The sequence below is a fragment of the Hydrogenophaga sp. genome (assembly GCF_030373245.1).
Taxonomy (GTDB): Bacteria; Pseudomonadota; Gammaproteobacteria; order Burkholderiales; family Burkholderiaceae_C; genus Hydrogenophaga.
On the sequence record NZ_JAUCZF010000005.1, the window covers coordinates 60021 to 83792 of the forward strand.

Below are 23772 nucleotides of genomic sequence, written 5' to 3' on the forward strand. Positions count from 1 at the left end.
CGTTCTCACCGGTGCGATGTCCTGCGAGGCGGTCGATGCCCAGCCGATCCCGTTGGCTGGCGCCCTGAAGCGTCAGACCCGCCAGGGCGTGGTGGCCTGGGGCGACCACCGCGTGACGGTAGGCGGCGACGCCCCGGTGCGCGTGCAGTCCATGACCAACACCGATACCGCCGACGCCGTGGGCACAGCCATCCAGGTCAAGGAGCTGGCGCTGGCGGGTTCCGAGCTGGTGCGCATCACGGTCAACAACGACGAGTCCGCCAAGGCCGTGCCTTACATCCGTGAGCAGCTCGACCGCATGGGTGTGCCGGTGCCTCTGATCGGCGACTTCCACTACAACGGGCACCGTCTGCTGACCGACCACCCGGCCTGCGCCGAGGCGCTGTCCAAGTACCGCATCAACCCTGGCAACGTGGGGCGCGGAGACAAGGGTGACCGCCAGTTCGCGCAGATGGTGGAGATTGCCGCGCGCTTTGACAAACCGATCCGCATCGGCGTCAACTGGGGCAGTCTCGACCAGGACCTGCTGGCGCGGCTGATGGACCAGAACGCGACCCGAGTCGAACCCTGGGACGCGCGCCACGTGATGTACGAAGCGCTGATCACCTCGGCACTCGAATCCGCGAGCCGAGCTGAAGCGCTGGGTCTGTCAGGCAATCACATCGTGCTGTCCTGCAAGGTCAGTGGCGTACAGGACCTGATTGCGGTCTACCAGGAGCTGGCGCGACGCTGCGACTACCCGTTGCACCTTGGCTTGACCGAGGCTGGCATGGGCACCAAAGGCACGGTGGCCTCCACCGCCGCATTGGCCGTGCTGCTGCAGCAAGGCATTGGCGACACCATCCGCGTTTCGCTCACGCCTCAGCCGGGCGAGGCGCGCACGCAAGAGGTGGTGATTGCATCTGAAATCCTCCAGGCGCTCGGCGTGCGCGCCTTTGTTCCCAGCGTGATTGCCTGCCCGGGTTGCGGCCGCACCACCAGCACCACCTTCCAGGAGCTGGCCAAGCAGATCGACGACTACCTGCGCAGCTCCATGCCGGTCTGGCGCAAGCGCTACCCTGGCGTGGAAAACCTCAAGGTGGCCGTCATGGGCTGCATCGTCAACGGACCCGGCGAGAGCAAACACGCCGACCTGGGTATCAGTCTGCCCGGGACGGGTGAAGCGCCTGCAGCACCAGTATTCATCGACGGTCAGAAGGCGATTACGCTGCGTGGCGAAGGCATTGCGCTGGAATTCCAGCAGATCGTTGAAAACTACATCGAAAAAAGGTTCGGTGCGGCGCGTTGAGGGCGCGGCGGCGTGCGCTGCCCCCACCCCGACGCCGTGCGCCAAGCGGCAACATGGCTGACAAACTCACCGCCGTCAAAGGCATGAACGACATCGCGCCGCCCCAGTCCGCGCACTGGGAGTGGCTGGAAGAGCGGCTGCGTGGTCTGATGCAGCGGTACGGCTACCGTTGTCTGCGCACCCCCATCGTCGAGCCCACCGCGCTGTTTGTGCGCGGCCTGGGTGAGGTGACCGACATCGTGGAGAAGGAGATGTACTCCTTCGAAGACCGGCTCAACGGCGAGCAACTCACCTTGCGCCCTGAAAACACCGCGGGTGTGGTGCGAGCGGTGCTGGAGAGCAACCTGCTCTACGACGGCGGCAAGCGGCTGTATTACATGGGGCCCATGTTCCGCCACGAGCGGCCGCAGCGAGGGCGCTACCGCCAGTTCCATCAGTTTGGTGCCGAGGCGCTTGGATTCGCCGGTCCTGATGTGGACGCCGAGTTGATCGTGCTGGCCTGCGATCTCTGGGACGAACTGGGTTTGACGGGCGTCGAGCTGGAGATCAACAGCCTGGGCCAGCCCGCCGAGCGCCAGGCACATCGCCAGGCGCTCATCGCCTATCTGCAAGCGCATGACGACCAACTGGACGAAGACGCAAAACGCCGCCTGCACAGCAACCCGCTGCGCATCCTTGATACGAAAAACCCCGCCATGCAGGCGTTGGTGAACGCCGCGCCTCGGTTGATGGACTACCTGGGCCACGAGTCGCTGGACCACTTCAACCGTCTGCGAGCGCTGCTCGAGGCCCATGGCATCGCCTACCGCATCAATCCGCGTCTGGTGCGCGGGATGGACTACTACAACCTATCGGTGTTCGAGTTCGTGACCACGCAGCTAGGCTCTCAGGGCACGGTCTGTGCCGGTGGCCGCTACGACGGTCTGTTTGAACAGATTGGCGGCAAACCTGCGCCAGCCGTGGGCTGGGCGCTGGGCATGGAACGCATTCTGGAGCTCCTGAAGGAGCAGGGCAAGTTGCCCGAGCCGCCGGTGCCCGACGCTTATGCCATCGTGCCAGACGCGGCAAGCATGGGCCAGGTGATGCCGGTGTTGCGTGCGCTGCGCGCGCATGGCGTGCGGGTGCAGATGCACGCCGCCAGTCTTGACGGCATGGGCAGCATGAAATCACAGTTCAAGAAAGCCGACGGCAGCGGTGCTCGCCACGCGCTGATCTTTGGTCCGGACGAACTGCAACAAGGCCAAGTATCGATCAAGGCACTGCGTGCCGACCCGGGAGGTCCGGCTGCCGAACAGCGCAGTTTTGCGCTGACCGAGGTGGCTACCTGGGCGGTGGACCTGCGGCCGGTCTGACCCTCAGGGTTCCCAGCATCTGGCTCAGACCCGGCGCCTACAATCTCAGCTCCTTATTCACAGACACCATGGCCAAACACCTCGATCTCGAAGAGCAGGAACAGCTCGATCAGCTCAAACACTTCTGGGCTCAATACGGCAACCTGATCACCTGGGTGCTGATCGCCGTGTTTGGCTCACTGGCTGCCTGGAACGGCTGGAACTACTGGCAACGCAGCCAGGCGACCAAGGCCTCGGCTCTGTACGACGAGATCGACAGCGCCGCCCAGGCCAGCGATGCCGAGCGCATGGAGCGCGCGCTGGCCGAGATGAAGAGCGGTTTCGGCAGCACGACTTACGCCACGCAGGCTGCGCTGCTGGCAGCCAAGACCTTGCACGACACGGGCAAGATCGACGCCGCGCGCCAGGCTTTGAGCTGGGTGGTCGACGCGTCGTCCGACAAGGCCTATCAGGCGGTGGCCCGGTTGCGCCTGGCCGGGCTCGATGTAGAGTCCAACGCGCTGGATCAGGCGCTCAAGATCCTGGAAGCCCCGGTGCCCAAGGCGTTTGAACCGCTGGTGGCTGACCGCCGTGGAGACGTGCTCATGGCGCAGGGCAAGACCGAAGAGGCCAAAGCCCAGTACCAAGCGGCCTGGCGCGGATTCAGCGAGCAGGCCGAGTACCGCCGCCTGGTGGAAATCAAACTGGCCGCGCTGGGTGTGGATGTCAGCGCCGCGGCTGTCGCGGCGGAGGATGGCAAGTGAGCGCGTCGGCCCGGGCGAACGTTTGGCGCATCGCTGCAGTCACCGGGGTCGCACTGCTGGTGGCTGCCTGCTCTTCCAACCCCAAGCCTCAACCCAAACCGCTGCCCCCAGTGGTGGCGCTCATGGGCACCCAGCTGGTCTGGACGGCGCAGGTCGGCACAGCGCCTGCCACCGCCAAGCCGTTTGTGCTGGGCAACCGCATCTACGTGGCGGGTGGCGCTGGCGCGGTGGTGGTGATCGACGCCGAGACCGGTCGCGACGTCTGGAGAGCCAGCCTCGCCACCCCGCTCGCCACTGGCGTCGGCTCAGATGGTGAGACCGCTGCCGTGGTCACGCGCGAAAACGCATTGGTGGCCTTGGCCGACGGAAACGAGCGCTGGCGCGCGCAACTGCCAGCGCAGGTTTTCACTGCCCCGCTGGTGGCGGGCAAGCGGGTGTTCGTCGTCACGGCAGAACGCACGGTGCTGGCCTTTGACGGAGCCACCGGCGCCCGCCTCTGGACCCAGTCTCGACCTGGCGAGCCGCTGGTGCTGCGCCAGGGCGGCGTGTTGCTGGCGGTGGGGGACACTCTGGTGGTGGGCCTCTCTGGCCGGTTGACCGGGCTGAATCCCCAAAATGGCGCCGTTCGCTGGGAAGTGGCGATCGCCACCGCACGCGGCACCAACGAAGTCGAGCGCCTCGTGGACATGGTGGGTCCGACCAGTCGCGTCGGTGATTCGGTGTGCGCTCGCTCCTATTCTGCTGCGGTCGGCTGTGTCGATGCGGCTCGGGGCACCCTGGGCTGGACCCAGCCCGCGCAGGGCTTCACTGGGCTGGGTGGTGACGACCGGCTGGTGTTTGGCACCGAGTCGGATGGCCGCTTGCGCGCGTGGCAACGCGCCGATGGTGCGGTTGCCTGGACTTCTGAACGGCTGAAGCACCGCGAACTCAGTGCGCCGCTGGCAGTGGGTCGGGTGGTGGCCCTCGGCGATGGCACTGGCACGCTGCATCTGCTGTCGCGCGAGGATGGCAGCGAGCTCACGCGCCTCACCACCGACGGCTCGGCCGTTATCGGCTCGCCGGTGGTCGCAGGGCAGGTGCTGGTGGCGCAGACTCGCAACGGCGGCGTGTTCGCCTGGCGCCCCCAGTAAGAAGCGCGGGTCGCTTCAACTCCGCCGGGCCGTTTCTGGACCACCTGGCAAGGCCGGTAATGCCGGCCCAGTGGACTGCGCGGCGGTCCTTGCCATGAAAGGATATTTGTTGTGAAACCCGTCATCGCCCTGGTGGGGCGGCCCAATGTGGGCAAGTCCACCCTCTTCAACCGGCTGACGGGTACCCGCGACGCCATCGTGGCCGATTTTGCCGGCCTGACGCGTGACCGCCACTACGGAAAGGGTCGCGCCGGTGCGCAGGAATACATCGTGATCGATACCGGCGGTTTTGAGCCGGACGCGGCCGAGGGGATCTACCGCGAAATGGCCAAACAGACCCGCCAGGCGGTGGCCGAATCGGATGTGGTGATTTTTGTGGTTGACGCCCGCGCCGGCATCAGCGCCCAGGACCACGAAATCGCGCAATATCTGCGACGCCTGAGCAAGCCGACGGTGCTGGTGGCCAACAAGGCCGAGGGAATGACCCAGGGCGTGCAGCTGGTCGAGTTTTTTGAACTCGGGCTGGGCGAGGTGATGCCGGTCTCCGGCGCCCATGGCCAGGGCGTGCGCTCCATGCTGGAAGCCGCGCTTCAAGCAGTGCCGGGCCTGGTCGAGGAAGATGAAGAAGAAGCACAGGCCGATGCGGGCGTGATCCGGCTGGCGGTGGCCGGCCGGCCCAATGTGGGCAAGTCCACGCTGATCAACGTCTGGCTGGGCGAGGAGCGCCTGGTCGCGTTTGACCTGCCCGGCACCACGCGCGACGCGATCTCGGTGCCGTTCGAACGCGACGGCAAGCGGTTTGAGCTGATCGATACCGCGGGTCTGCGGCGCAAGGGCAAGGTGTTCGAGGCGATCGAGAAATTCTCGGTGGTCAAGACCCTGCAGGCGATCGAAAAAGCCCATGTGGTGCTGCTGCTGCTTGACGCCACGCAAGGCGTGACCGATCAGGACGCGCACATCGCCGGCTTCATCCTGGAGAGTGGTCGAGCCGTGGTGCTGGCCATCAACAAATGGGACGCCGTGGACGCGTACCAGCGTGAGCAGATCGAACGCCAGATCGAAACCCGGCTGGCGTTCCTGAAGTTTGCCTCCTTGCACCTGATCTCGGCCAAGAAGCGCCAAGGTCTGGCGCCGGTCTGGAAATCCATCATCCAGGCGCAGACCTCGGCCATGCGCAAGATGTCCACGCCAGTGCTCACCCGGCTGCTTCAGGAGGCGGTGGCCTTCCAGGCGCCCCAGCGAACCGGCATGTTCAGGCCCAAGATGCGCTATGCGCACCAGGGCGGCATGAACCCTCCGGTGATCGTGATCCACGGCAATTCACTGCAACACGTGCCCGACGCCTACAAGCGCTTCCTGGAAGGACGCTTTCGCAAGGCCTTCGACTTGGTCGGCACACCGCTGCGCATCGAATTCAAGACTTCGGACAATCCCTTCAAGGAATAGGCCTGACAAGAGGCCGGCCCGCGCGCCTGTGGTATGGTCCGAGACCTATCAACCACTTCTTTGAACACGGAGCATATCGTGAGCAATAACAAAGGCCAGCTCTTGCAAGACCCTTTCCTGAACCAGCTGCGCCGGGAGCATGTGCCGGTGTCGATTTACCTGGTCAATGGCATCAAATTGCAGGGCCAGATCGAATCGTTCGACCAGTACGTGGTTCTGCTGCGCAACACGGTCACGCAGATGGTCTACAAACACGCCATCTCGACCATCGTGCCGGGCCGTCCGGTGCAGTTCTCCGCCGCCGCCGGTGCGGACGAGCCTGCTGCGTCTTGATCCGGGTGTGTGCAGGCGGTTCGCCTGCGGGCGAATGGCGGCTTTTCGCATCGATTAGGTGGTCTTGAGCGTTCCTTCTGCGCCACCCACTTCGCCCCCGTCGGTCATTCTGGTGGGCGTGGACTTTGGTGGCGACCCCTTTGATCCTTCGCTTGAAGAGTTGGGCCTGTTGGCCCAGACCGCAGGGTACACCGTGGCTGATCGGGTGGCGTGCAAGCGGCGCGCACCCGATCCGGCTTTGTTCGTAGGCTCTGGCAAAGCCGAAGAAATCCTGATGCTGGCCCAGTCAAAAGGCGCCAGCGAGATCCTGTTTGACAACGCCCTGAGCCCGGCGCAGCAGCGCAATCTTGAGCGACTGATCGGTATGCCGGTCAATGACCGCACGCTGCTGATCCTGGAGATCTTTGCCCAGCGTGCCCGCAGCCATGAGGGCAAGTTGCAGGTCGAACTGGCCCGGCTGCAGTACCTCTCGACCCGCCTGGTGCGGCGCTGGTCTCACCTGGAGCGCCAGAGCGGTGGTATCGGCATGCGCGGCGGCCCCGGAGAGACACAGATCGAACTGGACCGTCGCATGATCGGTGAAGCCATCAAGCGCACCAAAGAGCGACTGGTCAAGCTCAAGAAGCAGCGCGCAACCCAGCGGCGCCAGCGCGAGCGGCGCGACGCTTTCACCATTTCTCTGGTGGGGTATACCAACGCTGGCAAGTCTTCGCTGTTCAATGCCCTGGTCAAGGCCCGTGCCTATGCCGCCGATCAGTTGTTTGCCACGCTGGACACCACCACGCGCCAGCTCTACCTGGGTGAGGCGGGTCGCTCGGTCTCGCTTTCCGACACGGTTGGGTTCATCCGCGATCTGCCGCACGGCCTGGTCGATGCCTTTGCGGCCACGCTGCAGGAGGCGACCGAAGCCGATCTGTTGTTGCACGTGGTGGATGCATCCAACCCCGCACATCCCGAGCAGATCGCCTCGGTGCTGTCGGTACTGAAGGAAATTGGAGCCGATCGGGTGCCGCAGGTGCTGGTTTTTAACAAGCTTGACGCCATGGCGCCTGACCGGATACCGCAGCGCCTGAGCGATGTGATGGAACTCGAAGGCATAAGCGTGCCTCGTATCTTCGTCAGTGCTCGCGAGGGCACCGGATTGCCCGAGCTGCGGGCCTTGTTGGCGCAACGCGTGCTCGCCGGTGCGATCGAATCTTCGGGAGATACCCCGGGACAACGACCAGACTTCGAGAACGTGCTTCTCTGATTGGGCACAATGTGGGATTCTGTTCCTTTTATGCATAGCAAAAGTTGGTCATCCATGGACTTGAATCTGCCTTCCCCCGCCCGCGACACTGAGCGGGGCTCGCCCGCCAGTCCGCGCCGCCAATGGCGCAATCTGTGGGGTGTGTTCAACCTCAACGACCCTCGCTGGGGCCGCGGCGACGATGGCGCGCGCGATGACAAGGCATCCGAGGAAGAGGGTGGTAAACGTCCCGACGAGGAGTCCAGACCCAATCGCGATCAGCGGCCGCGTGGCCAGGGCCCCAATCAGGGACCTCCTGACCTCGACGAACTCTGGCGCGACTTCAACCGCAAGCTCGGCGGCCTGCTGGGCGGCAAGGGCGGACGCGGTGGTGGCAACGGCGCGGGTGGTGGCGGCGGAGGCGGCGGCATGCCCAGCTTCAACCCCAGCCCCAAGACCACCGGCATTGGCGCGGGCCTGATCGCGGGTGTGGCTGCCCTGATCTGGCTCGGCACCGGTTTCTTCATCGTGCAAGAAGGTCAGCAGGCTGTGATCACCCAGTTCGGCAAGTACCACAGCACGGTGGGCGCTGGTTTCAACTGGCGGCTGCCTTACCCGGTGCAGCGCCACGAAACCGTGTTCGTGACTCAGATCCGCTCGGTGGATGTGGGGCGCGACAACATTGTTCCAGCCACCGGTCTGCGCGAGTCGGGCATGTTGACCGAAGACGAGAACATCGTAGAGATCAAGTTTGCGGTGCAGTACCGGCTGAATGACGCGCGGGCGTTCCTGTTTGAAAGCCGCGATCCCGATGCCGCGGTAGTCAAAGTGGCTGAGACCGCGGTTCGCGAGGTGGTCGGCAAGATGAAGATGGACGCGGCGCTGGCCGAAGAGCGCGATCAGATCGCGCCACGCGTGCGTGCCCTGATGCAAACGATTCTCGACCGCTACAAGGTCGGTGTCGAGATCGTCGGCATCAACCTCCAGCAAGGTGGTGTGCGCCCGCCCGAACAGGTGCAGGCAGCGTTTGACGATGTACTCAAGGCGGGTCAGGAGCGAGAGCGCGCCAAGAACGAAGCCCAGGCCTACGCCAACGATGTGGTGCCCCGCGCACGCGGTGCGGCGTCTCGCCTGACCGAAGAAGCTGAAGGCTACCGCGCCCGCATCGTGGCGCAGGCCGAAGGTGACTCCCAGCGCTTCAGCTCGGTGCTGGCCGAGTACCAGAAGGCGCCGCAGGTGACGCGTGAGCGCCTCTACATCGACGCCATGCAGGAGATTTACAGCAACACCACCAAGGTGCTGATCGATGCCAAGTCGGGCTCCAACCTGCTGTACCTCCCGCTGGACAAAATCATGCAGATGACGGGTCAACCAGGTGCGACGAGCGCCGCCCCGGTGTCCGCGCCACCTGCGCAGCAGCCTGCTTCGACGCCGGCCAGCCGAAGCCTCGATGCCGCAGCGCGTTCGCGCGAGCGCGAGAGCCGTTGAAGCCCCCACACGCGATCAGAGAGTCACGCACATGAACAAACTGGGTTTCATCCTCACTTCTTTCGTGGTGGCACTGGCCATCGCCAGTTCCATGCTCTTCGTGGTGGATCAGCGCCAATTCGGTGTGGTGTTCCAGCTCGGACAGATCAAGCAGGTGGTCGTCGACCCCGGCCTGAACTTCAAGCTGCCTCCGCCATTCCAGAACGTGTCGTACATCGACAAGCGCCTGCTCAGCCTCGAGAGTACCGACACCGAGCCGATGCTGACGGCTGAAAAGCAGCGGGTTGTGATCGACTGGTATGTGCGCTGGCGCATCAGCGAGCCACAGGAATACATCCGAAATGTTGGCATCAACGAGCGTGCAGGCGCACTGCAGCTCAACCGCGTGGTGCGCAACTCGTTCCAGCAAGAGGTGAACCGCCGTACGGTGAATGAGTTGCTGTCGAGCCGGCGTGAGCAGCTGATGGCGGATGTGAAGGAGCAGGTATTGGCCGCGGTGCGCAGCGCCGAGGCTCCCTGGGGTATGGACGTGGTGGATGTGCGCATCACCCGCGTCGATTACGCCGAGAGCATCACAGGTGAGGTGTATCGCCGCATGGAGGCCGAGCGCAAGCGGGTGGCCAACGAGCTGCGTTCCACCGGTTTCGCTGAAGGCGAGAAGATCCGGGCCGATGCCGATCGCCAGCGCGAGGTGATCGTGTCAGAAGCCTACCGCGATGCTCAGCTCATCAAGGGTGACGGTGACGCCAAGGCCGCAGCCCTGTTCGGCCAGGCATTTGGTCGCGATCCGGCATTCGCCCAGTTCTACCGCAGCCTGGATGCCTACCGCGCCAGCTTCGCAGGCAAGTCCGACCTTCTGGTGGTTGATCCTTCGTCCGAATTCTTCAAGGCCTTGCGAGGCAGCAATCCCAACGCGCCTCGCTGATCGGTCATGGCCGACCTCCTGTGGCCGGCGCTGGCGCTGGTCCTGATCCTGGAAGGGTTGCTGCCTTTCATCGCCCCCGGTCTGTGGCGCCGGGTATTCGCTGAAATGATCCGTCTGCAGGACGGGCAGGTGCGGTTTTTTGGACTCTGTTGCGTGTTGTCGGGGCTGTTGCTCTGGTGGGCTGTGACCTGACGGAAAAGCGTTTGCTGCGGTTGGATCAGCCAGTGACCCGGCAGCGGGTGAAAAGCACGGGAGGCGGCCCGGTAAAATCACCGTTTTAACAGCCTGCTCAACATGCCCATGTCTGCCTGGGTCCTGCCGGACCACATTGCCGATGTCCTCCCGTCCGAGGCCCGGCACATTGAAGAACTTCGCCGGGGCCTGCTGGACACCGCGCGCAGCTATGGCTACGAGCTGGTGATGCCGCCGCTGGTGGAGCACCTCGACTCCCTGCTCACCGGAACCGGTGAGGCCCTTGATCTCATGACCTTCAAGTTGGTGGACCAGCTATCGGGGCGCACCCTTGGCCTGCGCGCCGACAGCACACCGCAGGTCGCGCGCATTGATGCCCATTTGCTGAACCGCCAGGGCGTTGCACGCCTGAGCTATTGCGGCCCGGTGGTGCACACCCGCATCGACCGACCGTTGGCCAGCCGCGAGCCCTTGCAGTTCGGTGCAGAGCTATTCGGACACGCAGGCCTCGAAGCGGACCTGGAGGTGGTGGAGCTCGCTCGCGCTTGCCTTCAGGCTGCGGGCGTGGCGCAACTGCACCTTGACCTGGCCGACGTGCGCGTGATCGACGCCGTGCTGGCGCCAGCCGCACTCGATGCTGCGCGCACCCACCGCATCCACGTTGCCCTCGCCATCAAGGATGTGGCCGGGCTCGATGAGCTGGCGCACGATCTGCCGCCCCGCGTGCGTCAGGACTTGCTGGCCCTGACTCGCCTGTTTGGTGGGCTGGAGGTGTTGGACCAGGCGCGTGAACTGCTGCAGCCCTCGCCGGCCTTGCACCAGGCGCTGGACAACCTGGCGTGGCTGGCGGCTCAGATCAGCGACATGGCGGTGTCCATCGATCTGGCCGACCTTCGCGGCTACGCCTATTACACCGGCATGCGCTTCGCCCTCTTTGCACGCGGGCGCGGCGGTGAACCCGAGGAGCTGGCGCGCGGCGGCCGCTACGACGAAGTGGGTGCGGTGTTTGGCCGTAAGCGGCCTGCCGTAGGCTTCAGCCTGGATTTGAAAGAACTGGTGGGAGCGGTGGCGCCTCACCCCTTGCGCGCGGCGATTCGCGCACCCTGGGGTGTGGACGCTGGCTTGCGAGCCGCGATCGCAGCCTTGCGTGCCGACGGCCACACAGTGGTTTGCGCCTTGCCTGGGCACGAACAGGAAATTGACGAGTTCCGCTGCGATCGTGCACTGGTGCAGGACAGTACCTCGGTGTGGACAGTGAAGCCCCTTTGAACGGAAAGATCAGATGAACAGAAACAGCGGCGCCGTGGTACCCGGGCGCAACGTGGTGGTGGTCGGCACACAGTGGGGTGATGAAGGCAAGGGCAAACTGGTCGACTGGCTGACCGAAACCGCGCGCGGCGTGGTGCGTTTTCAGGGCGGTCACAACGCGGGTCACACGCTGGTGATCAACGGCGTGAAGACCGCGCTGCACCTGATCCCCAGCGGCATCATGCGCGCCGGAGTGAAGTGCTACATCGGCAACGGTGTGGTGCTGTCGGTGAGCAAGCTGTTTGAAGAGATTGCCGGACTTGAGAAGGCCGGTGTCGAGGTGCGCTCGCGCTTGCGCATTTCTGAGGCCTGCCCGCTGATCCTGCCGTTTCACGCGGCGATTGACATCGCGCGCGAGGCGGCCAAGGTCAAGGCTGGCACGGAAAAGATTGGCACCACCGGTCGCGGCATCGGCCCTGCCTACGAAGACAAGATTGCGCGTCGCGCACTGCGCGTGCAGGACCTGAAGTACCCCGAGCGTTTCGCCGCCAAACTGCGTGAGCTGCTCGATCTCCATAATCACCTGCTGGTGAGCTACCTGCATTCGGCCGACATGGTTTGGGACGAAAAAATCGCCGCCTACATGAAGAACGGCGAGATCCAGTTCGACGCGGTGTTGGATGAGGCCATGGCGCAGGCGGAACAACTCAAGCCCATGATCGCCGATGTGTCGCGCGAGCTCAACGAAGCGCATCAGGCGGGCACCAACCTGCTGTTCGAGGGCGCCCAGGGCACGCTGCTCGACATCGATCACGGCACCTATCCGTTCGTGACCTCCAGCAACTGTGTGGCCGGCAACGCCTCAGCGGGTGCGGGCGTGGGTCCCGGCCTGCTGCACTATGTGCTTGGCATCACCAAGGCCTACTGCACACGGGTGGGGGGCGGGCCTTTCCCGACCGAGCTGGAATGGGAGAAGGAAGGCACACCAGGCTGGCACATGGCCACGGTGGGCGCCGAAAAAGGTGTGACCACTGGGCGCAGCCGCCGCTGTGGCTGGTTTGATGCTGCGCTGCTCAAGCGCTCGGCCCAGGTCAATGGTCTGAGTGGACTGTGCATCACCAAGCTCGATGTGCTCGATGGCCTGACCGAGCTGAAGCTTTGCATCGGCTACGAACTCGACGGCGAGGTGATTGACATCCTGCCCCTGGGCGCGGAAGACATCGCGCGCTGCAAGCCGATTTACGAAACGCTGCCTGGTTGGACAGACTCCTCGGTCGGTGTGACGCAGTTTGACGATTTGCCCGAGAACGCACGCCGATACCTCAAGCGAATCGAAGAGACCACGGGCGTACCGGTGCACGTGGTCTCCACCAGCCCGGATCGCGACCACACTATTTTGGTTCGCCACCCGTACCATGCCTGAGGCGCCTTGGCGCCACGCTGTTCTCGCACCATCCCCAACCGACCACTCCACGGAGCGCCCATGCTGACCGAAGACGGCAAACACCTGTACGTGTCCTACGACGAGTACCACAACCTCATCGAAAAGCTCGCACTGAAGGTCTACCAGTCCGGCTGGAAGTTCGACACCATCCTGTGCCTCGCCCGCGGTGGCATGCGCCCGGGCGACATCCTCTCGCGCATCTTCGATGTGCCGCTGGCCATCATGTCGACCAGCTCCTACCGGGCAGCGGCCGGTACCCAGCAAGGCAACCTGGACATTGCGCGCTACATCACCACGCCTAAAGGCGAGATCGCAGGCAAGGTGCTGCTGGTGGACGATCTGGCCGACTCCGGTCACACGCTCAAGGCGGTGATCGATCTGCTGAAGAACAACTACGCGCCCATCACCGAACTGCGCAGCGCGGTGATCTGGACCAAGCAGCTCTCCAGCTTCACGCCCGACTACTCGGTCGAATTCCTGCCCACCAATCCCTGGATCCACCAGCCGTTTGAAGGCTATGACAGCTTGCGGCCTGCGCAGCTGCTGGAAAAATGGCAGCTGTGAGGACGACCCCCACGCTTCTCTGCTCTGCGGGTCGCTGCCCCCTGAGGGGGCGCGTTTCGGCTTGTGGCGGCCCGTCGCCGAAACCTGGTTGACGCCGATGAGCAAGCTCTCCACTCAGCTCATTCACCACCCCTACAAGCCCCCCGCGGGCTTTGAGGCCTTGCCACCTGCGGTTCACAAGGCTTCGACCGTCATCTTTCCCAACGTGCACGCGCTGCGCAGCCAGGAATGGAAAGACAAGAGCGGCTACACCTACGGCCTGCACGGCACACCAACTACGTTCACGCTGGAAGAGCGCATCGCCACCATCGAGGGTGGGCGGTACTGCGTGCTGGCGCCCAGTGGCTTGTCGGCGGTGGCTCTCGTCGACATGGCTTTTTTGCAGCAGGGCGACGAGGTGCTGCTACCCGACAACGCCTACGGTCCGGGCAAGGCATTTGCCGCTGGCGAGCTGGCGGGCTGGGGCATCTCCCACCGCTACTACGACGCGCAGAATCCCACCGATCTGGCGGCCAAGGTATCACCCGCGACGCGCTTGGTGTGGCTGGAAGCGCCTGGCTCGATCACGCTCGAATATCCCGACATCCCCGCGCTGGTTGGCGTGGTGCGCTCTGCCAATGTCGGGCGCGAACGCGCCATGGTGACTGCGCTGGACAACACCTGGGGCGCGGGCATTGCGTTCAACGCCTTTGACCTCGGTGTGGACGTGTCCATGCAGGCGCTCACCAAATACCCCAGCGGTGGCGCTGACGTGCTCATGGGCTCGGTGGTCACAAACGACGAGGCCTTGCACCAGCAAGTACTCATGTGCCACATGCGCCTGGGCCTGGGCGTGGGCGCCAACGACGCCGAGCTGGTGCTGCGTGGTCTGCCCAGCATGGCGCTGCGCTACCACGCCCAGGACGCCACCACCCGCCAGCTGGCCACCTGGATGGCCCAGCAGCCTGGCGTCAGCCAGGTGTTTCATCCTGCCTTGCCAGGCTCGCCTGGGCACGCCAATTGGCAGCGCGATGCCGCCGCCGCGGCCTGCCTGTTCAGCGTGGCTTTCGACGAGCGGTTCAGCCAAGTGCAAATCGATGCGTTTTGCGATAGGCTGAAGCTGTTCAAGCTTGGCTGGAGCTGGGCCGGGCCCATCAGCCTTTGCGCGCCCTACAACGTGTCGGCCATCCGCACCGCGCCCTGGCCGAACCGGGGTGGCCTGGTGCGTTTTGCAGTTGGCCTGGAAGCACCCGATGACCTGCAAGCCGATCTTGCCCAGGCACTGCAGGTGCTGAACGACTGAATTTTTTCACCCTTCATACAGAAAGACTGTTTTGGCCACTCCCAACTACGGATACGAAAAACGCCAGCGCGAGCTGGCCAAGAAGAAAAAGAAGGAAGAAAAGCTGCGTGCCAAGGCGGCTGGCAAGCCCTATACCGAGACAGACGAAGCCCCTGCCGAGGATGGTGCGCAGGAGCCCGGTGCCCAGCCCGCCCCACCCGGCGAAGGTGGAGGTGGCGCCACCTAAACGGCGGATTCGCTGGCGATGATCTGAGTCGCCAGCGCTGCCAAGGCGCCCGCCGAACGGTCTTGCAGCACGCAGGGCAGCGCCTCGGCATGCTGCTTGAAATTGCGCCGGATCGACGCCGCATACATCGGGTCGTAGTGCTGCGTGAGCAGCGCCAGCACGACCGAAGGCGTGTCACCCGCCATCACGCAGGCCTGCCATGACTGCACAACTTCCTTGCCCCGCAACTCGGTGAGTGCGTCCAGCCGTTGGCAGAAATGCGCGGGATCGGTGACGAAGAAATCGTAGTCCTCCAGCAGCAGCGCCACGCGCTGATGGTCTGACAGCTGAAGATCCAGGCAGGGACTGGCGCGCATGGCGTTGATCAGCGCATCTGGCACGCGCACATTGCCTACCTTCTTGCTTTCCGCTTCCACATAGACCACGCGCGCTGGGTCGAAGCCGCGCAAGGCATTCCAGATCAGGGAGTCGAAGGCCTTCTGGCTCGGTTGCGGCAGACCGGGGATGTGGCCCAGTACTGAGCTGCGGTGATTGGCCAGGTCTTCCAGGTCCAGTACCTGGGCACCCTGTGTCGCAAGCGCCTGCAACAAGCGGGTTTTGCCTGAGCCAGTAGGCCCGCAGACCACTCGGTAGCTCAGCCGTTCGGCCAGGCGGGGCAGGTCATCTACCAGGGCGGCGCGCCAGGCTTTGTAGCCGCCGTCGACCAACGTCACATGAAAGCCGATGGCGCTGAGGATCGTAGCCAGCGCCCCGCTGCGGTTGCCACCGCGCCAGCAGTACACGAGCGGTTTCCAGCCGCGCGGTTTGTCCATCACCTCGCGCTCGATGTGAGAGGCGATGTTGCGCGCAGCCAGGGCTGCGCCGCGCTTCTTGGCTTCGAAGGCGTTGACCTGCTTGTACATCGTGCCGATGGCGATGCGCTCTGAGTTGTTCAGCGAGGGCCAGTTGATGGCACCGGGCAGGTGGTCAAGCGCGAACTCGCCTTCGGAACGCGCGTCGATCACGGTGTCGAAATCGGCGAGTTGTCTCAGAGCTTCAGCGGCGGGGAGGGTGTGCACAGGCATTGGCTGATTATCCTGCGCGCCGATGAGCGCCAGCCAAGTTGCACGTGGTGGTCAGAGCAGCTTCTTGAGTTCGGGCCAGACGTTGCCCAGCATGATGGGTTGCGCTGCCTCGTTGGGGTGGATGCGGTCGGACTGGAACAGCTTGGTCGGGTCAGCCAGATCGCCCACGTCTTTCAGGAAAAAAGGCAGCAGCGCCGTTTTGTGCTCCTGTGCGACGGTGGTGTAGACCTCGCGGAACTCCTGGCCATAGCGAGCGCCGTAGTTCGGTGGCATTTCCATGCCCAGCAGCAGCACCTTGGCTCCCGCTTCTCGCGACTGGCGCGCCATGGTGGCGAGGTTGTCGCGCGTCATGTTGAGCGGCAGGCCTCGCAGCGCGTCGTTGCCGCCGAGCTCGATGATCACGATGGCTGGCTGGTGCTGCTTGAGCAGAGCGGGCAATCGCGAGCGGCCACCCGAGGTGGTGTCGCCGCTGATGCTGGCATTGACCACCTGGTGCGGGTGTTTGCCTTGCTGCAGCTGGCGTTCAAGCAGCGCGACCCAACCGGTGCCCCGCTTCAGACCGTATTCGGCGCTCAGCGAATCGCCGACCACCAGGATGACGGGCGCACCCGGCTTTCGATCCGAGGGCGTTGCGCTGACGCGGGAGGTGGACTGGGCCATCGCCAGGCCCGAAGACCCCAACGAGCTGGCGAGCAGGGCGAGCGCGGTAAAGTGACGTCGTTTCAACAGAGAAGCCTTTCCATGTCCGATGTGATGATTGCTGTGCAGCACGTGTTCAAGACCGTGACCGATTCGACCGGCTCGCTCACGATTTTGCGCGATATCGATTTCACCCTGAACAAGGGGGAAACCGCGGCCATCGTGGGCGCTTCCGGCTCGGGCAAGAGCACCCTGCTGTCCATCATTGCCGGGTTGGATACGCCGACCAGCGGAACAGTTCACATCGATGGCGTCGACCTGTTCGCCTTCGACGAAGACCAGCGCGCCGCGTTGCGTGCTCAAAAGGTCGGCTTCGTATTTCAGAGTTTTCAGCTGCTGGGCAATCTCACCGCGCTGGAAAACGTGATGCTGCCGCTGGAGTTGGCCGGGCGGCGCGACGCGCGTGCCGCAGCGACGCAGATGCTGCAACGCGTGGGCCTGGGCGAGCGCTTGGCGAGTTACCCCAAGGTGCTCTCCGGAGGTGAGCAGCAGCGCGTAGCGCTGGCACGTGCCTTCGTGGTGCAGCCCGCCGTACTTCTGGCCGACGAGCCCACCGGCAGCCTCGACTTCGCCACCGGCAACACCATCATGGAGCTGATGTTCGAGCTCAACCGCGAACAGCACACCACGTTGGTGATGGTCACGCACGATCGGGCCATCGCTGCGCGCTGCGAGCACCGCATCACCATTGAGGCCGGAGAGGTGGTGGCCAACGCCAACAGCCCGTCCCCGGTGGCGGTGTAGGCCAGCAAGACGCTCGCTGCTCTGGCGACGGCGCGTCGCCCAGCGGGCCACCCAGTCGGCACCATGGTCGGTCTGCTGTGGATCGACACCCGGAATGCCCGTGGCGCTGGTCCGCTCTGCGGGCGCCTGCGCAGTCTTGAGGCGCAGCGCCTGAAACCCGGACCCTTGGTGCACCGCCACCCGGTTTTGCGCGCTTGCAACCTCTGCGGCCGACGTCGGCCAACGCGCGCGGGGTGGTCCTGGGGCCTGCGGCTCATGGACAGGCGGATCGACACCCCCGACAGGAACGGCGGCACCAGTTCTGACGGCGTCTCGGCCGGGGCGGCCGTGCTCACGGGATAATCCCCTCATGTCTGCTTCCAAAGTCCTGTTTGGTTTCCACGCCGTTGGCGTGCGCCTGAAAACCGCGCCTGCCTCCATCGTCGAGATTTATTTCGAACCCACGCGACGCGATGCACGCATGCGCCAGTTTCTGGAGCGCGCGCAGGAAGCCAAGGTGAGGCTGATTGAGTCCGATGGCCTTCGGCTGGCCAAGCTGGCGGGCAGCCATGGCCATCAGGGCGTTGCGGCCCGGGTGCAGGCGATCGAGCAGATTCACTCGCTTGACACCTTGCTGGAAGGCCTGGAGGCGTCGAACACGGCGCCGCTGTTGCTGGTGCTCGACGGCATTACCGATCCGCACAACCTGGGCGCTTGTCTGCGCGTGGCCGATGGCGCGGGGGCCCACGCGGTGATCGCGCCCAAGGACCATGCCGCGGGCATCAATGCCACCGTGGCCAAGGTGGCCAGCGGCGCGGCCGAGACCATGCCGTATTTCATGGTGACCAACCTGGCCCGCACCCTGGGCGAACTCAAGGAACGCAGCATCTGGATCACCGGAACCAGCGATGACGCACCCCAGACCCTGTACCAGGTTGACCTTCGGGGTCCGACCGCGCTGGTGCTGGGTGCCGAGGGGCAGGGCATGCGACAGCTCACGCGCAAGACTTGTGACCAGCTGGTGAGCATCCCCATGCGTGGCGCGGTGGAAAGCCTGAACGTTTCGGTGGCCAGCGGTGTCTGTCTCTACGAAGCGCTGCGTCAGCGTGGCTGACGAAGCCCTGCGCTCCCAGGTCCGCCAGTGGATCGCTGAGGCGCCGCGCATCGCGGTGCTGACCGGTGCAGGCATGAGTGCCGAATCGGGCGTGCCGACTTTCCGTGATGCGCTCACCGGTTTGTGGGCGCGGTTCAATCCAGAGGAACTGGCCACTGAAACAGCCTTCCGCGCCCATCCGCAGCGGGTCTGGGCCTGGTACGCCCACCGGCGCGCGGCGCTGGTGCAGGTGGCGCCGAACGCCGGTCACTTGGCGCTGGCCGGCTTCGCGTTGCGCCACCCCGGTCGCCTGACCCTCATCACCCAAAATGTGGACGACCTGCACCAGCGGGCTGGCCTCGTTGACACGATTGCATTGCACGGCAGCCTGCTGGACGACCGCTGGCTCGACCCGCCCAGGACCTGTTGCCACATTGAGCCGATCCAGGATGGCGAGCCGCCCAGCTGCCCCGTCTGTGGCAACCTGCGCCGCCCTTCGGTGGTGTGGTTCGGTGAGTCTCTGCCGAGTGCCGCACTGGCCGCGGCCGAAGCCGCCGCCCACGACTGTGACCTGATGCTGGTGGTGGGCACTTCGGGGGTCGTCTACCCGGCCGCCGGACTGGCGTTCACCGCCCATCAGCACGGCGCCCGCGTGGCCATCATCAATCCCGAGCCCTCCGATCTCGATCCGGTGGCCGATGTGTGCTTGCGCGAGCTCGCCGCACAAAGCCTGCCTCCCTTGCTGGAAACCTCATGAAACGTTCCGTTGGCATTTTTTCCCTGGCCCTGACCTCCCTCCTTCTGGCTGCCTGCACCCAAGAGCAGCAAAACCAGATCAGCCGTGACATCCAGAACTGGACCGGTACCAACGGCGTGCTGGAGGTGTATGCCGGCGACAAGGTGGTGCGACGTTTTCTGAAAGTCGACAAGATCAGCACAGCGCTGGGCACCAGCGACAAGACGCCGCGCGCCTACCGCTACGGCTATGGCGTGCTCGACGAAAACCTGAACATGCAGGTCGATGCCGGCGAGAAGAAGGTGTATTTCGAGATCAGTGACTACACCAACGCGGTGTTTTTCGAGAGTCCGCGCTGAGTCGGTTCAAACCCAGCCAGATGCCCCGAGCAGGGCGCCCGTGCCAATCAGCCACAGCAGGTGGATGCGCGTGCGCCAGACCAGCAGCGTCGCTGTGGCGGTGAGCAGGTAAAGCGGCCAGTCGCTCGCGGGCTGGTCGTGCGCAGCGGTCAGCAGCCGGCCAGTGGCGATAAGCAGCGCGATCACGATCGGCGCCATGCCGGCTTTGAAGGCGCGCACCGTGCGCCGCTCACGATTGTGGTGCGCCCAGCGCGTGGCGGTGTAGGTGAGCACGGAGGAGGGCAGCAGGGTGGCCGTCATGCTCACCACCACGCCCAGCAGCGCCAGGCCCCAGGCCTGCCAGCCAGCGGCCGCGCCACCGCCCGCGTTCAACCCCAGGTTCCAGCCCAGCAGCGCGATGAACAACACGTTGGGGCCTGGCGCGGCCTGTGAGAGGGCGATAGAGGCGGTGAACTGTGTGTCGCTCAACCAGGCCTGCTGCGTCACCAGGTAGCGATGCATGTCGGGTGCGGTGGTGATGGCGCCACCCACCGCCAGCAGCGAGAGTGAAGCGAAATGGCTGAATACCGCCAGCCAGTCGATCGGGGTCGCTGCGCCCATCATGGGTTGGGTGGGTCGAGCGCAGGGCGCAGGCCCAGCAGACGGTAGGCCCACAGGCAGGCCGCGCCGCCCACGCATAGCAGCACCCACACCAGTTTCCAGCGCAACAGGGCAATCGCCAGGAAAGTCACCACTGCCAGTGCCGCGCAGGTGCGCAAGCCCATGGGGTTCTTGCCCAGCGCCACCACCAGCTTGATGCCGGTGGCTGTGATCAGCCCGGCCGCCACCGCACCCATGCCGCGCAGCGCGCCCTGTGCGCTGGCGGTGTTGGCAAACTGGCCGTAAAGCGCCGCCAGCAGCAAAACCACGACCAAGGGGGCCACCAGCATGCCAGCCAGGGCAGCGAGCGCGCCGGGCAGGCCGAAGTGGCGTCCACCAATCATCAGCGAAAGGTTGACCACGTTGGGGCCTGGCATGACCTGGGCGACGGCCCAGTCCTCCACGAACTGCTCGCGCGTCATCCAGCGTTTTTTCTCGACCATTTCGCGCTGCACCACCGCCAGCACGCCACCAAAGCCCTGCAGCGCAAGCCGGGTGAAGGACCAGAACAGGTCGCTCAATGAGTGTGGTACTGCCAGGGGCGCTTCGTCAGCGCAGGCCGCGGACCCGGGCAGGGGCGGTTCGAGAGGCACGGCGCGGCGATTGGAGGGGGCGCGGGATTTCAGGCTGATTCGGCCATCAGGGTCTGAATGCATTCGACGTCCAGCGGCTTGGTGACGTAGCCCCTGATGATGGGCAACGCGGCGGCGCGGGCACGGTCGGCTGGCGAACCAGACGAGGTCAGCATCACCAGCAGGACAGTGGGTTTGTCGGCCAGCAGCGGCGTGGCTTGCTCTGCAACCTCGAAGCCATCCAGCCCCGGCATGTTGATGTCCAGGAAGATGCAGGTGGGCACTTGCATGCTGTCGGTGCGAAAAAAAGCCAGCGCGTCCTCGCCACTTTCGAACACCAGCACCTCGCCGGTGAAACCCGCCCGCTCGATCATGATCTCGTGGTAAACGTTGTCGGCTTCGTTGTCGTCAATCAGGATGAAGCGTTCGTAGCGGCTCATGTCGAATCCTTGGCGTCGGCGAGTGGGGGAATCAATGGCAGACGCAAGGTGAAGCAGCTGCCTTCTCCGGGTGTGGACGACACGCTGATGCTGCCGCCATGCAACTGGACTATCCGGCGGCATATCGACAGACCCAGGCCGGTGCCAGCGTACTGTCTTTTGTCGTGCAGGCGCTTGAACATGTCGAACACAGTGTTGAGTTTGTCTGGTGCGATACCGATACCGTTGTCTCGCACCGTCAGGCACAGGCTTTCCCCATCAATGTGGTGAGCGATGCACACGTCAGGCGGCAAGCCTGGGCGAACGAACTTCAGGGCATTGCTCACCAGGTTCTGCAGCGCAATGCGCGCCAGCGTCGGGTCGCACCAGGCGGTGGGCAATGGGTCAACCCGCAACTTCCCCGACGAGCGCTCCAGAGCCAGGTGCAGGTCGGCGCGGACCTCAGCGACCAGGTGATTCAGGTCCACCGGCTGGGGCTTGGCGGCCTGACTGTCCAGCCGCACGAATTCGAGCAGGTCGTCGAGAAGCCGTTCCATGCGCTGGCCACCGTTGTGCACGAACTCCAGGTAGCGACGCGATTTGCCGGGCCAGGCGATCGCGGGGTCGGTGGCCAGCAGGCCAGCGAAGTTGTTGATGGAGTTGATAGGTTCGCGCAAATCGTGCGAAACGATGTGGATGAAGCGCTCCTGCTCCAGGGTGCGGCGCTCCAGCAAACGGAGCGTCTCATTGAGTTCGTCTTCGTCTTGCTTGCGCTGCTGCCTGTCCAGTACCCTAACGACCACACCCAGGATTTCGCCCTCGGCATCCCGGGCGGGCAGGTAGGCGACTTCCATGTGCCGCTTGCCCAGGCTTGGAAACTCGAACGTGGCTTCGTAGGTCACCATCTCACCGGCAAGCGCACGGTCGAGGTAGGGACGGATGGTGCGGTCAAAAACCTGCTCACCGGTCAACTCGGCGACATGGCGGCCAATGATGTCCTCTGGCGGCCGGTCCCAGTACTCCAGGTACACCGGGTTGACGAACTGGTATCGGTAGTCTCGGTCTACGAAAGACTTGAGATCACGCCCCGATGTCAGAAGGGCCTCGAACATCTGGTTGCGTCGCTGCATGTCGGCAGATTCGCGCCGAGCCTGTTCCCGCTGCAGCTGAAAGTGCTCCATCAGTTCGTTCACGAGGTTGGAGAGCAACTTCAGCGAGTCCCGCTGCATGGCGCTCAGCTCGCGAACCTCGGTATCGATGACGCAGACCGTGCCCAGCGCCAGGCCGTCGTCTGTCACGATCGGGGCGCCAGCGTAAAAGCGGATGGCTGGGTCTTGCTCCACCAGCGGGTTGCCCTGGAAGCGCTCGTCTGCGCGCGCATCGGGCACCACCATGACATCGTTTGGCTGCAAGATGGCATGGGAGCAGAACGCGACTTCCCGCGACGTCTGCGGTGCGTTCAGCCCCAGCCTGGACTTGAACCATTGCCGATCTTCGTCGACAAGGGAAATGAGCGCGATGGGCGTGCCGCAGATGGACGCGGCCAGTGCGGTGATATCGTCAAACGCCTGTTGGGGCAGGCTGTCGAGTAAGCCAATGTTGCGAAGTCGAGCCAGGCGCTCGGTTTCGTTGGCGGGGAGGGCGGCGCTTCGCATGAGATAGCGAGATTCTAGTGAGTCCTTTCACTTTTTTCAGGCCGGCACACCGTCTTGGCTGCTGGCGGGCACCTTTTCCCATCTTGAGCGGGATCTCGCACAGATCGACAGCCCGATGTTGCCTCAGACCGACATGCCGCCGGAGACTTCGATCACCGCGCCGTTGATGTAGCTGGCCTCGTCGCTCGCGAGGAAGGCGTAGACGTTGGCGATTTCTTCCGGCTGGCCCAGGCGGCGCAGCGGCACGCGATGTTCCATCTCCTGAATCACCTTGTCGGGGATCGTGCCGAGGATGGGGGTACTGATGAAGCCTGGTGCCACCGCGTTGACGCGCACGCCCTTGGGGCCGAGCTCGCGGCTCCAGGTCTTGGTGAACCCGATCACGCCGAACTTGCTGGCCGCGTAGTTGGTCTGGCCGAAGTTGCCGTAGATGCCGACCACCGAACTGGCGTTGAGGATGACGCCGCTGCCTTGCGCGGTCATGGTGTCGGCCACGGCCTGGGCGCAGTGGAACACACCGCGCAGATTGACGTCGATCACGCGGTCGAACTGCTCCAGGGTCATCTTCTGCAGCCGCGCATCCTGTGTGATGCCGGCGTTGTTGACCAGCACGTCGATGCGACCGAAGCGCTCCTTCACCTGAGCGACCACCGCGTCGACCATCTCGCGTTGGGTCACGTCCATCACGAAACCGACCGCAACAGCCCCTTCGGCCTGGCAAAGCTTCAACGCCTCGTCCACCGCCGCCTGCTTCACGTCGCAGATGATGACGGTGGATCCTTCGCGGGCGAATTTGAGCGCAGTGGCCAGTCCAATGCCCTGGGCGGCGCCGGTGATGATGCTGATCTTGCCTTCGAGTCGTTTCATGGTGTCGGTGGAGCGTTGGACAAAACAAAGCCGGCGGGCTGGTGCAGCCGCCGGCGA

26 protein-coding genes are annotated in these 23772 nt (G+C 64.5%); 19 read left to right on the forward strand and 7 right to left on the reverse strand.

Annotated features, from left to right (window positions below):
* The first annotated feature begins 16 nt into the window (after positions 1–16).
* The 15 genes from ispG to QUV25_RS12520 all read left to right on the forward strand — a co-directional run bounded on the left by ispG (position 17) and on the right by QUV25_RS12520 (position 14889).
* Positions 17–1288: a flavodoxin-dependent (E)-4-hydroxy-3-methylbut-2-enyl-diphosphate synthase gene (gene ispG, locus QUV25_RS12450; RefSeq protein ID WP_300864820.1), complete on the forward strand. Its 1272-nt coding sequence runs from the start codon at positions 17–19 to the stop codon at positions 1286–1288.
* Positions 1289–1341: 53 nt separating this feature from the next.
* Entirely contained in the window at positions 1342–2640 is a 1299-nt protein-coding gene (gene hisS / locus QUV25_RS12455) for a histidine--tRNA ligase (RefSeq protein ID WP_300864339.1), read from the forward strand.
* A 68-nt stretch (positions 2641–2708) separates the two neighbouring features.
* On the forward strand, positions 2709–3383 hold the full coding sequence (locus tag QUV25_RS12460) for a tetratricopeptide repeat protein (RefSeq protein ID WP_300864342.1): 675 nt from the start codon (positions 2709–2711) through the stop codon (positions 3381–3383).
* On the forward strand, positions 3380–4513 hold the full coding sequence (gene bamB, locus QUV25_RS12465) for an outer membrane protein assembly factor BamB (protein WP_300864344.1): 1134 nt from the start codon (positions 3380–3382) through the stop codon (positions 4511–4513). The genes QUV25_RS12460 and bamB overlap by 4 nt, the downstream gene beginning before the upstream one ends.
* Positions 4514–4624: 111 nt before the next feature.
* On the forward strand, positions 4625–5959 hold the full coding sequence (gene der, locus QUV25_RS12470) for a ribosome biogenesis GTPase Der (protein WP_300864346.1): 1335 nt from the start codon (positions 4625–4627) through the stop codon (positions 5957–5959).
* Between the two features lie 60 nt (positions 5960–6019).
* Positions 6020–6292 (forward strand): RNA chaperone Hfq, encoded by a 273-nt coding sequence (gene hfq / locus QUV25_RS12475; RefSeq protein ID WP_300864348.1) that lies wholly within the window; start codon positions 6020–6022, stop codon positions 6290–6292.
* Between the two features lie 64 nt (positions 6293–6356).
* On the forward strand, positions 6357–7541 hold the full coding sequence (gene hflX, locus QUV25_RS12480) for a GTPase HflX (protein ID WP_300864350.1): 1185 nt from the start codon (positions 6357–6359) through the stop codon (positions 7539–7541).
* A 54-nt stretch (positions 7542–7595) separates the two neighbouring features.
* A complete protein-coding gene (gene hflK / locus QUV25_RS12485; protein ID WP_300864352.1) occupies positions 7596–9008 on the forward strand; it encodes an FtsH protease activity modulator HflK in 1413 nt (470 codons plus the stop codon).
* Positions 9009–9039: 31 nt separating this feature from the next.
* On the forward strand, positions 9040–9933 hold the full coding sequence (hflC, locus tag QUV25_RS12490) for a protease modulator HflC (protein ID WP_300864354.1): 894 nt from the start codon (positions 9040–9042) through the stop codon (positions 9931–9933).
* 6 nt (positions 9934–9939) lie between these two features.
* The gene (locus QUV25_RS12495) at positions 9940–10125 is read left to right on the forward strand and encodes a DUF2065 family protein (RefSeq protein ID WP_300864357.1); all 186 of its coding nucleotides are present in this window, start codon (positions 9940–9942) and stop codon (positions 10123–10125) included.
* Positions 10126–10233: 108 nt separating this feature from the next.
* Positions 10234–11394: an ATP phosphoribosyltransferase regulatory subunit gene (locus QUV25_RS12500; RefSeq protein WP_300864359.1), complete on the forward strand. Its 1161-nt coding sequence runs from the start codon at positions 10234–10236 to the stop codon at positions 11392–11394.
* Positions 11395–11407: 13 nt separating this feature from the next.
* Complete coding sequence (locus QUV25_RS12505; RefSeq protein ID WP_300864361.1) at positions 11408–12796, forward strand: adenylosuccinate synthase; 1389 nt, start codon at positions 11408–11410, stop codon at positions 12794–12796.
* Positions 12797–12856: 60 nt separating this feature from the next.
* Positions 12857–13381 carry a phosphoribosyltransferase gene (locus QUV25_RS12510; protein ID WP_300864363.1) on the forward strand — a complete coding sequence of 175 codons (525 nt, stop codon included), beginning with the start codon at positions 12857–12859 and terminating at the stop codon, positions 13379–13381.
* Between the two features lie 97 nt (positions 13382–13478).
* Entirely contained in the window at positions 13479–14663 is a 1185-nt protein-coding gene (locus tag QUV25_RS12515) for a PLP-dependent transferase (RefSeq protein WP_300864364.1), read from the forward strand.
* 31 nt (positions 14664–14694) lie between these two features.
* Positions 14695–14889: a hypothetical protein gene (locus QUV25_RS12520; protein ID WP_300864367.1), complete on the forward strand. Its 195-nt coding sequence runs from the start codon at positions 14695–14697 to the stop codon at positions 14887–14889.
* Here the strand turns inward: QUV25_RS12520 and mnmH are convergent.
* Together mnmH and QUV25_RS12530 are read right to left on the reverse strand one after the other, a co-directional pair.
* A complete protein-coding gene (gene mnmH, locus QUV25_RS12525) occupies positions 14886–15953 on the reverse strand; it encodes a tRNA 2-selenouridine(34) synthase MnmH (RefSeq protein WP_300864369.1) in 1068 nt (355 codons plus the stop codon). The two genes, QUV25_RS12520 and mnmH, sit on opposite strands and share 4 nt — an antisense overlap.
* A 51-nt stretch (positions 15954–16004) precedes the next feature.
* Positions 16005–16613, reverse strand: coding sequence for an arylesterase (locus QUV25_RS12530; RefSeq protein ID WP_300864822.1), 609 nt, complete (start codon positions 16611–16613; stop codon positions 16005–16007).
* An 81-nt stretch (positions 16614–16694) separates the two neighbouring features.
* Here QUV25_RS12530 and QUV25_RS12535 point away from each other — a divergent pair, with 81 nt between their 5' ends.
* The 4 genes from QUV25_RS12535 to QUV25_RS12550 all read left to right on the forward strand — a co-directional run bounded on the left by QUV25_RS12535 (position 16695) and on the right by QUV25_RS12550 (position 19563).
* The gene (locus QUV25_RS12535; RefSeq protein WP_300864371.1) at positions 16695–17396 is read left to right on the forward strand and encodes an ATP-binding cassette domain-containing protein; all 702 of its coding nucleotides are present in this window, start codon (positions 16695–16697) and stop codon (positions 17394–17396) included.
* A 349-nt stretch (positions 17397–17745) separates the two neighbouring features.
* Positions 17746–18489 carry a 23S rRNA (guanosine(2251)-2'-O)-methyltransferase RlmB gene (gene rlmB, locus QUV25_RS12540; protein WP_300864373.1) on the forward strand — a complete coding sequence of 248 codons (744 nt, stop codon included), beginning with the start codon at positions 17746–17748 and terminating at the stop codon, positions 18487–18489.
* Positions 18452–19225, forward strand: coding sequence for an NAD-dependent deacylase (locus QUV25_RS12545; protein WP_300864374.1), 774 nt, complete (start codon positions 18452–18454; stop codon positions 19223–19225). The genes rlmB and QUV25_RS12545 overlap by 38 nt, the downstream gene beginning before the upstream one ends.
* Positions 19222–19563 (forward strand): hypothetical protein, encoded by a 342-nt coding sequence (locus QUV25_RS12550; protein ID WP_300864377.1) that lies wholly within the window; start codon positions 19222–19224, stop codon positions 19561–19563. The genes QUV25_RS12545 and QUV25_RS12550 overlap by 4 nt, the downstream gene beginning before the upstream one ends.
* A 6-nt stretch (positions 19564–19569) precedes the next feature.
* Here the strand turns inward: QUV25_RS12550 and QUV25_RS12555 are convergent, their stop codons facing one another.
* The 5 genes from QUV25_RS12555 to fabG form a co-directional block, all read right to left on the reverse strand.
* Positions 19570–20163 carry a chromate transporter gene (locus tag QUV25_RS12555; protein WP_300864379.1) on the reverse strand — a complete coding sequence of 198 codons (594 nt, stop codon included), beginning with the start codon at positions 20161–20163 and terminating at the stop codon, positions 19570–19572.
* Positions 20163–20777 (reverse strand): chromate transporter, encoded by a 615-nt coding sequence (locus tag QUV25_RS12560; protein WP_300864823.1) that lies wholly within the window; start codon positions 20775–20777, stop codon positions 20163–20165. Before QUV25_RS12560 ends, QUV25_RS12555 begins: the two co-directional genes overlap by 1 nt.
* A gap of 47 nt (positions 20778–20824) precedes the next feature.
* The gene (locus QUV25_RS12565; protein WP_300864382.1) at positions 20825–21214 is read right to left on the reverse strand and encodes a response regulator; all 390 of its coding nucleotides are present in this window, start codon (positions 21212–21214) and stop codon (positions 20825–20827) included.
* Entirely contained in the window at positions 21211–22848 is a 1638-nt protein-coding gene (locus QUV25_RS12570; RefSeq protein ID WP_300864384.1) for an ATP-binding protein, read from the reverse strand. The genes QUV25_RS12565 and QUV25_RS12570 overlap by 4 nt, the downstream gene beginning before the upstream one ends.
* Positions 22849–22971: 123 nt before the next feature.
* Positions 22972–23715, reverse strand: a complete 744-nt coding sequence (fabG, locus tag QUV25_RS12575; protein ID WP_300864386.1) for a 3-oxoacyl-ACP reductase FabG — start codon at positions 23713–23715, stop codon at positions 22972–22974.
* Positions 23716–23772: the final 57 nt, after the last annotated feature.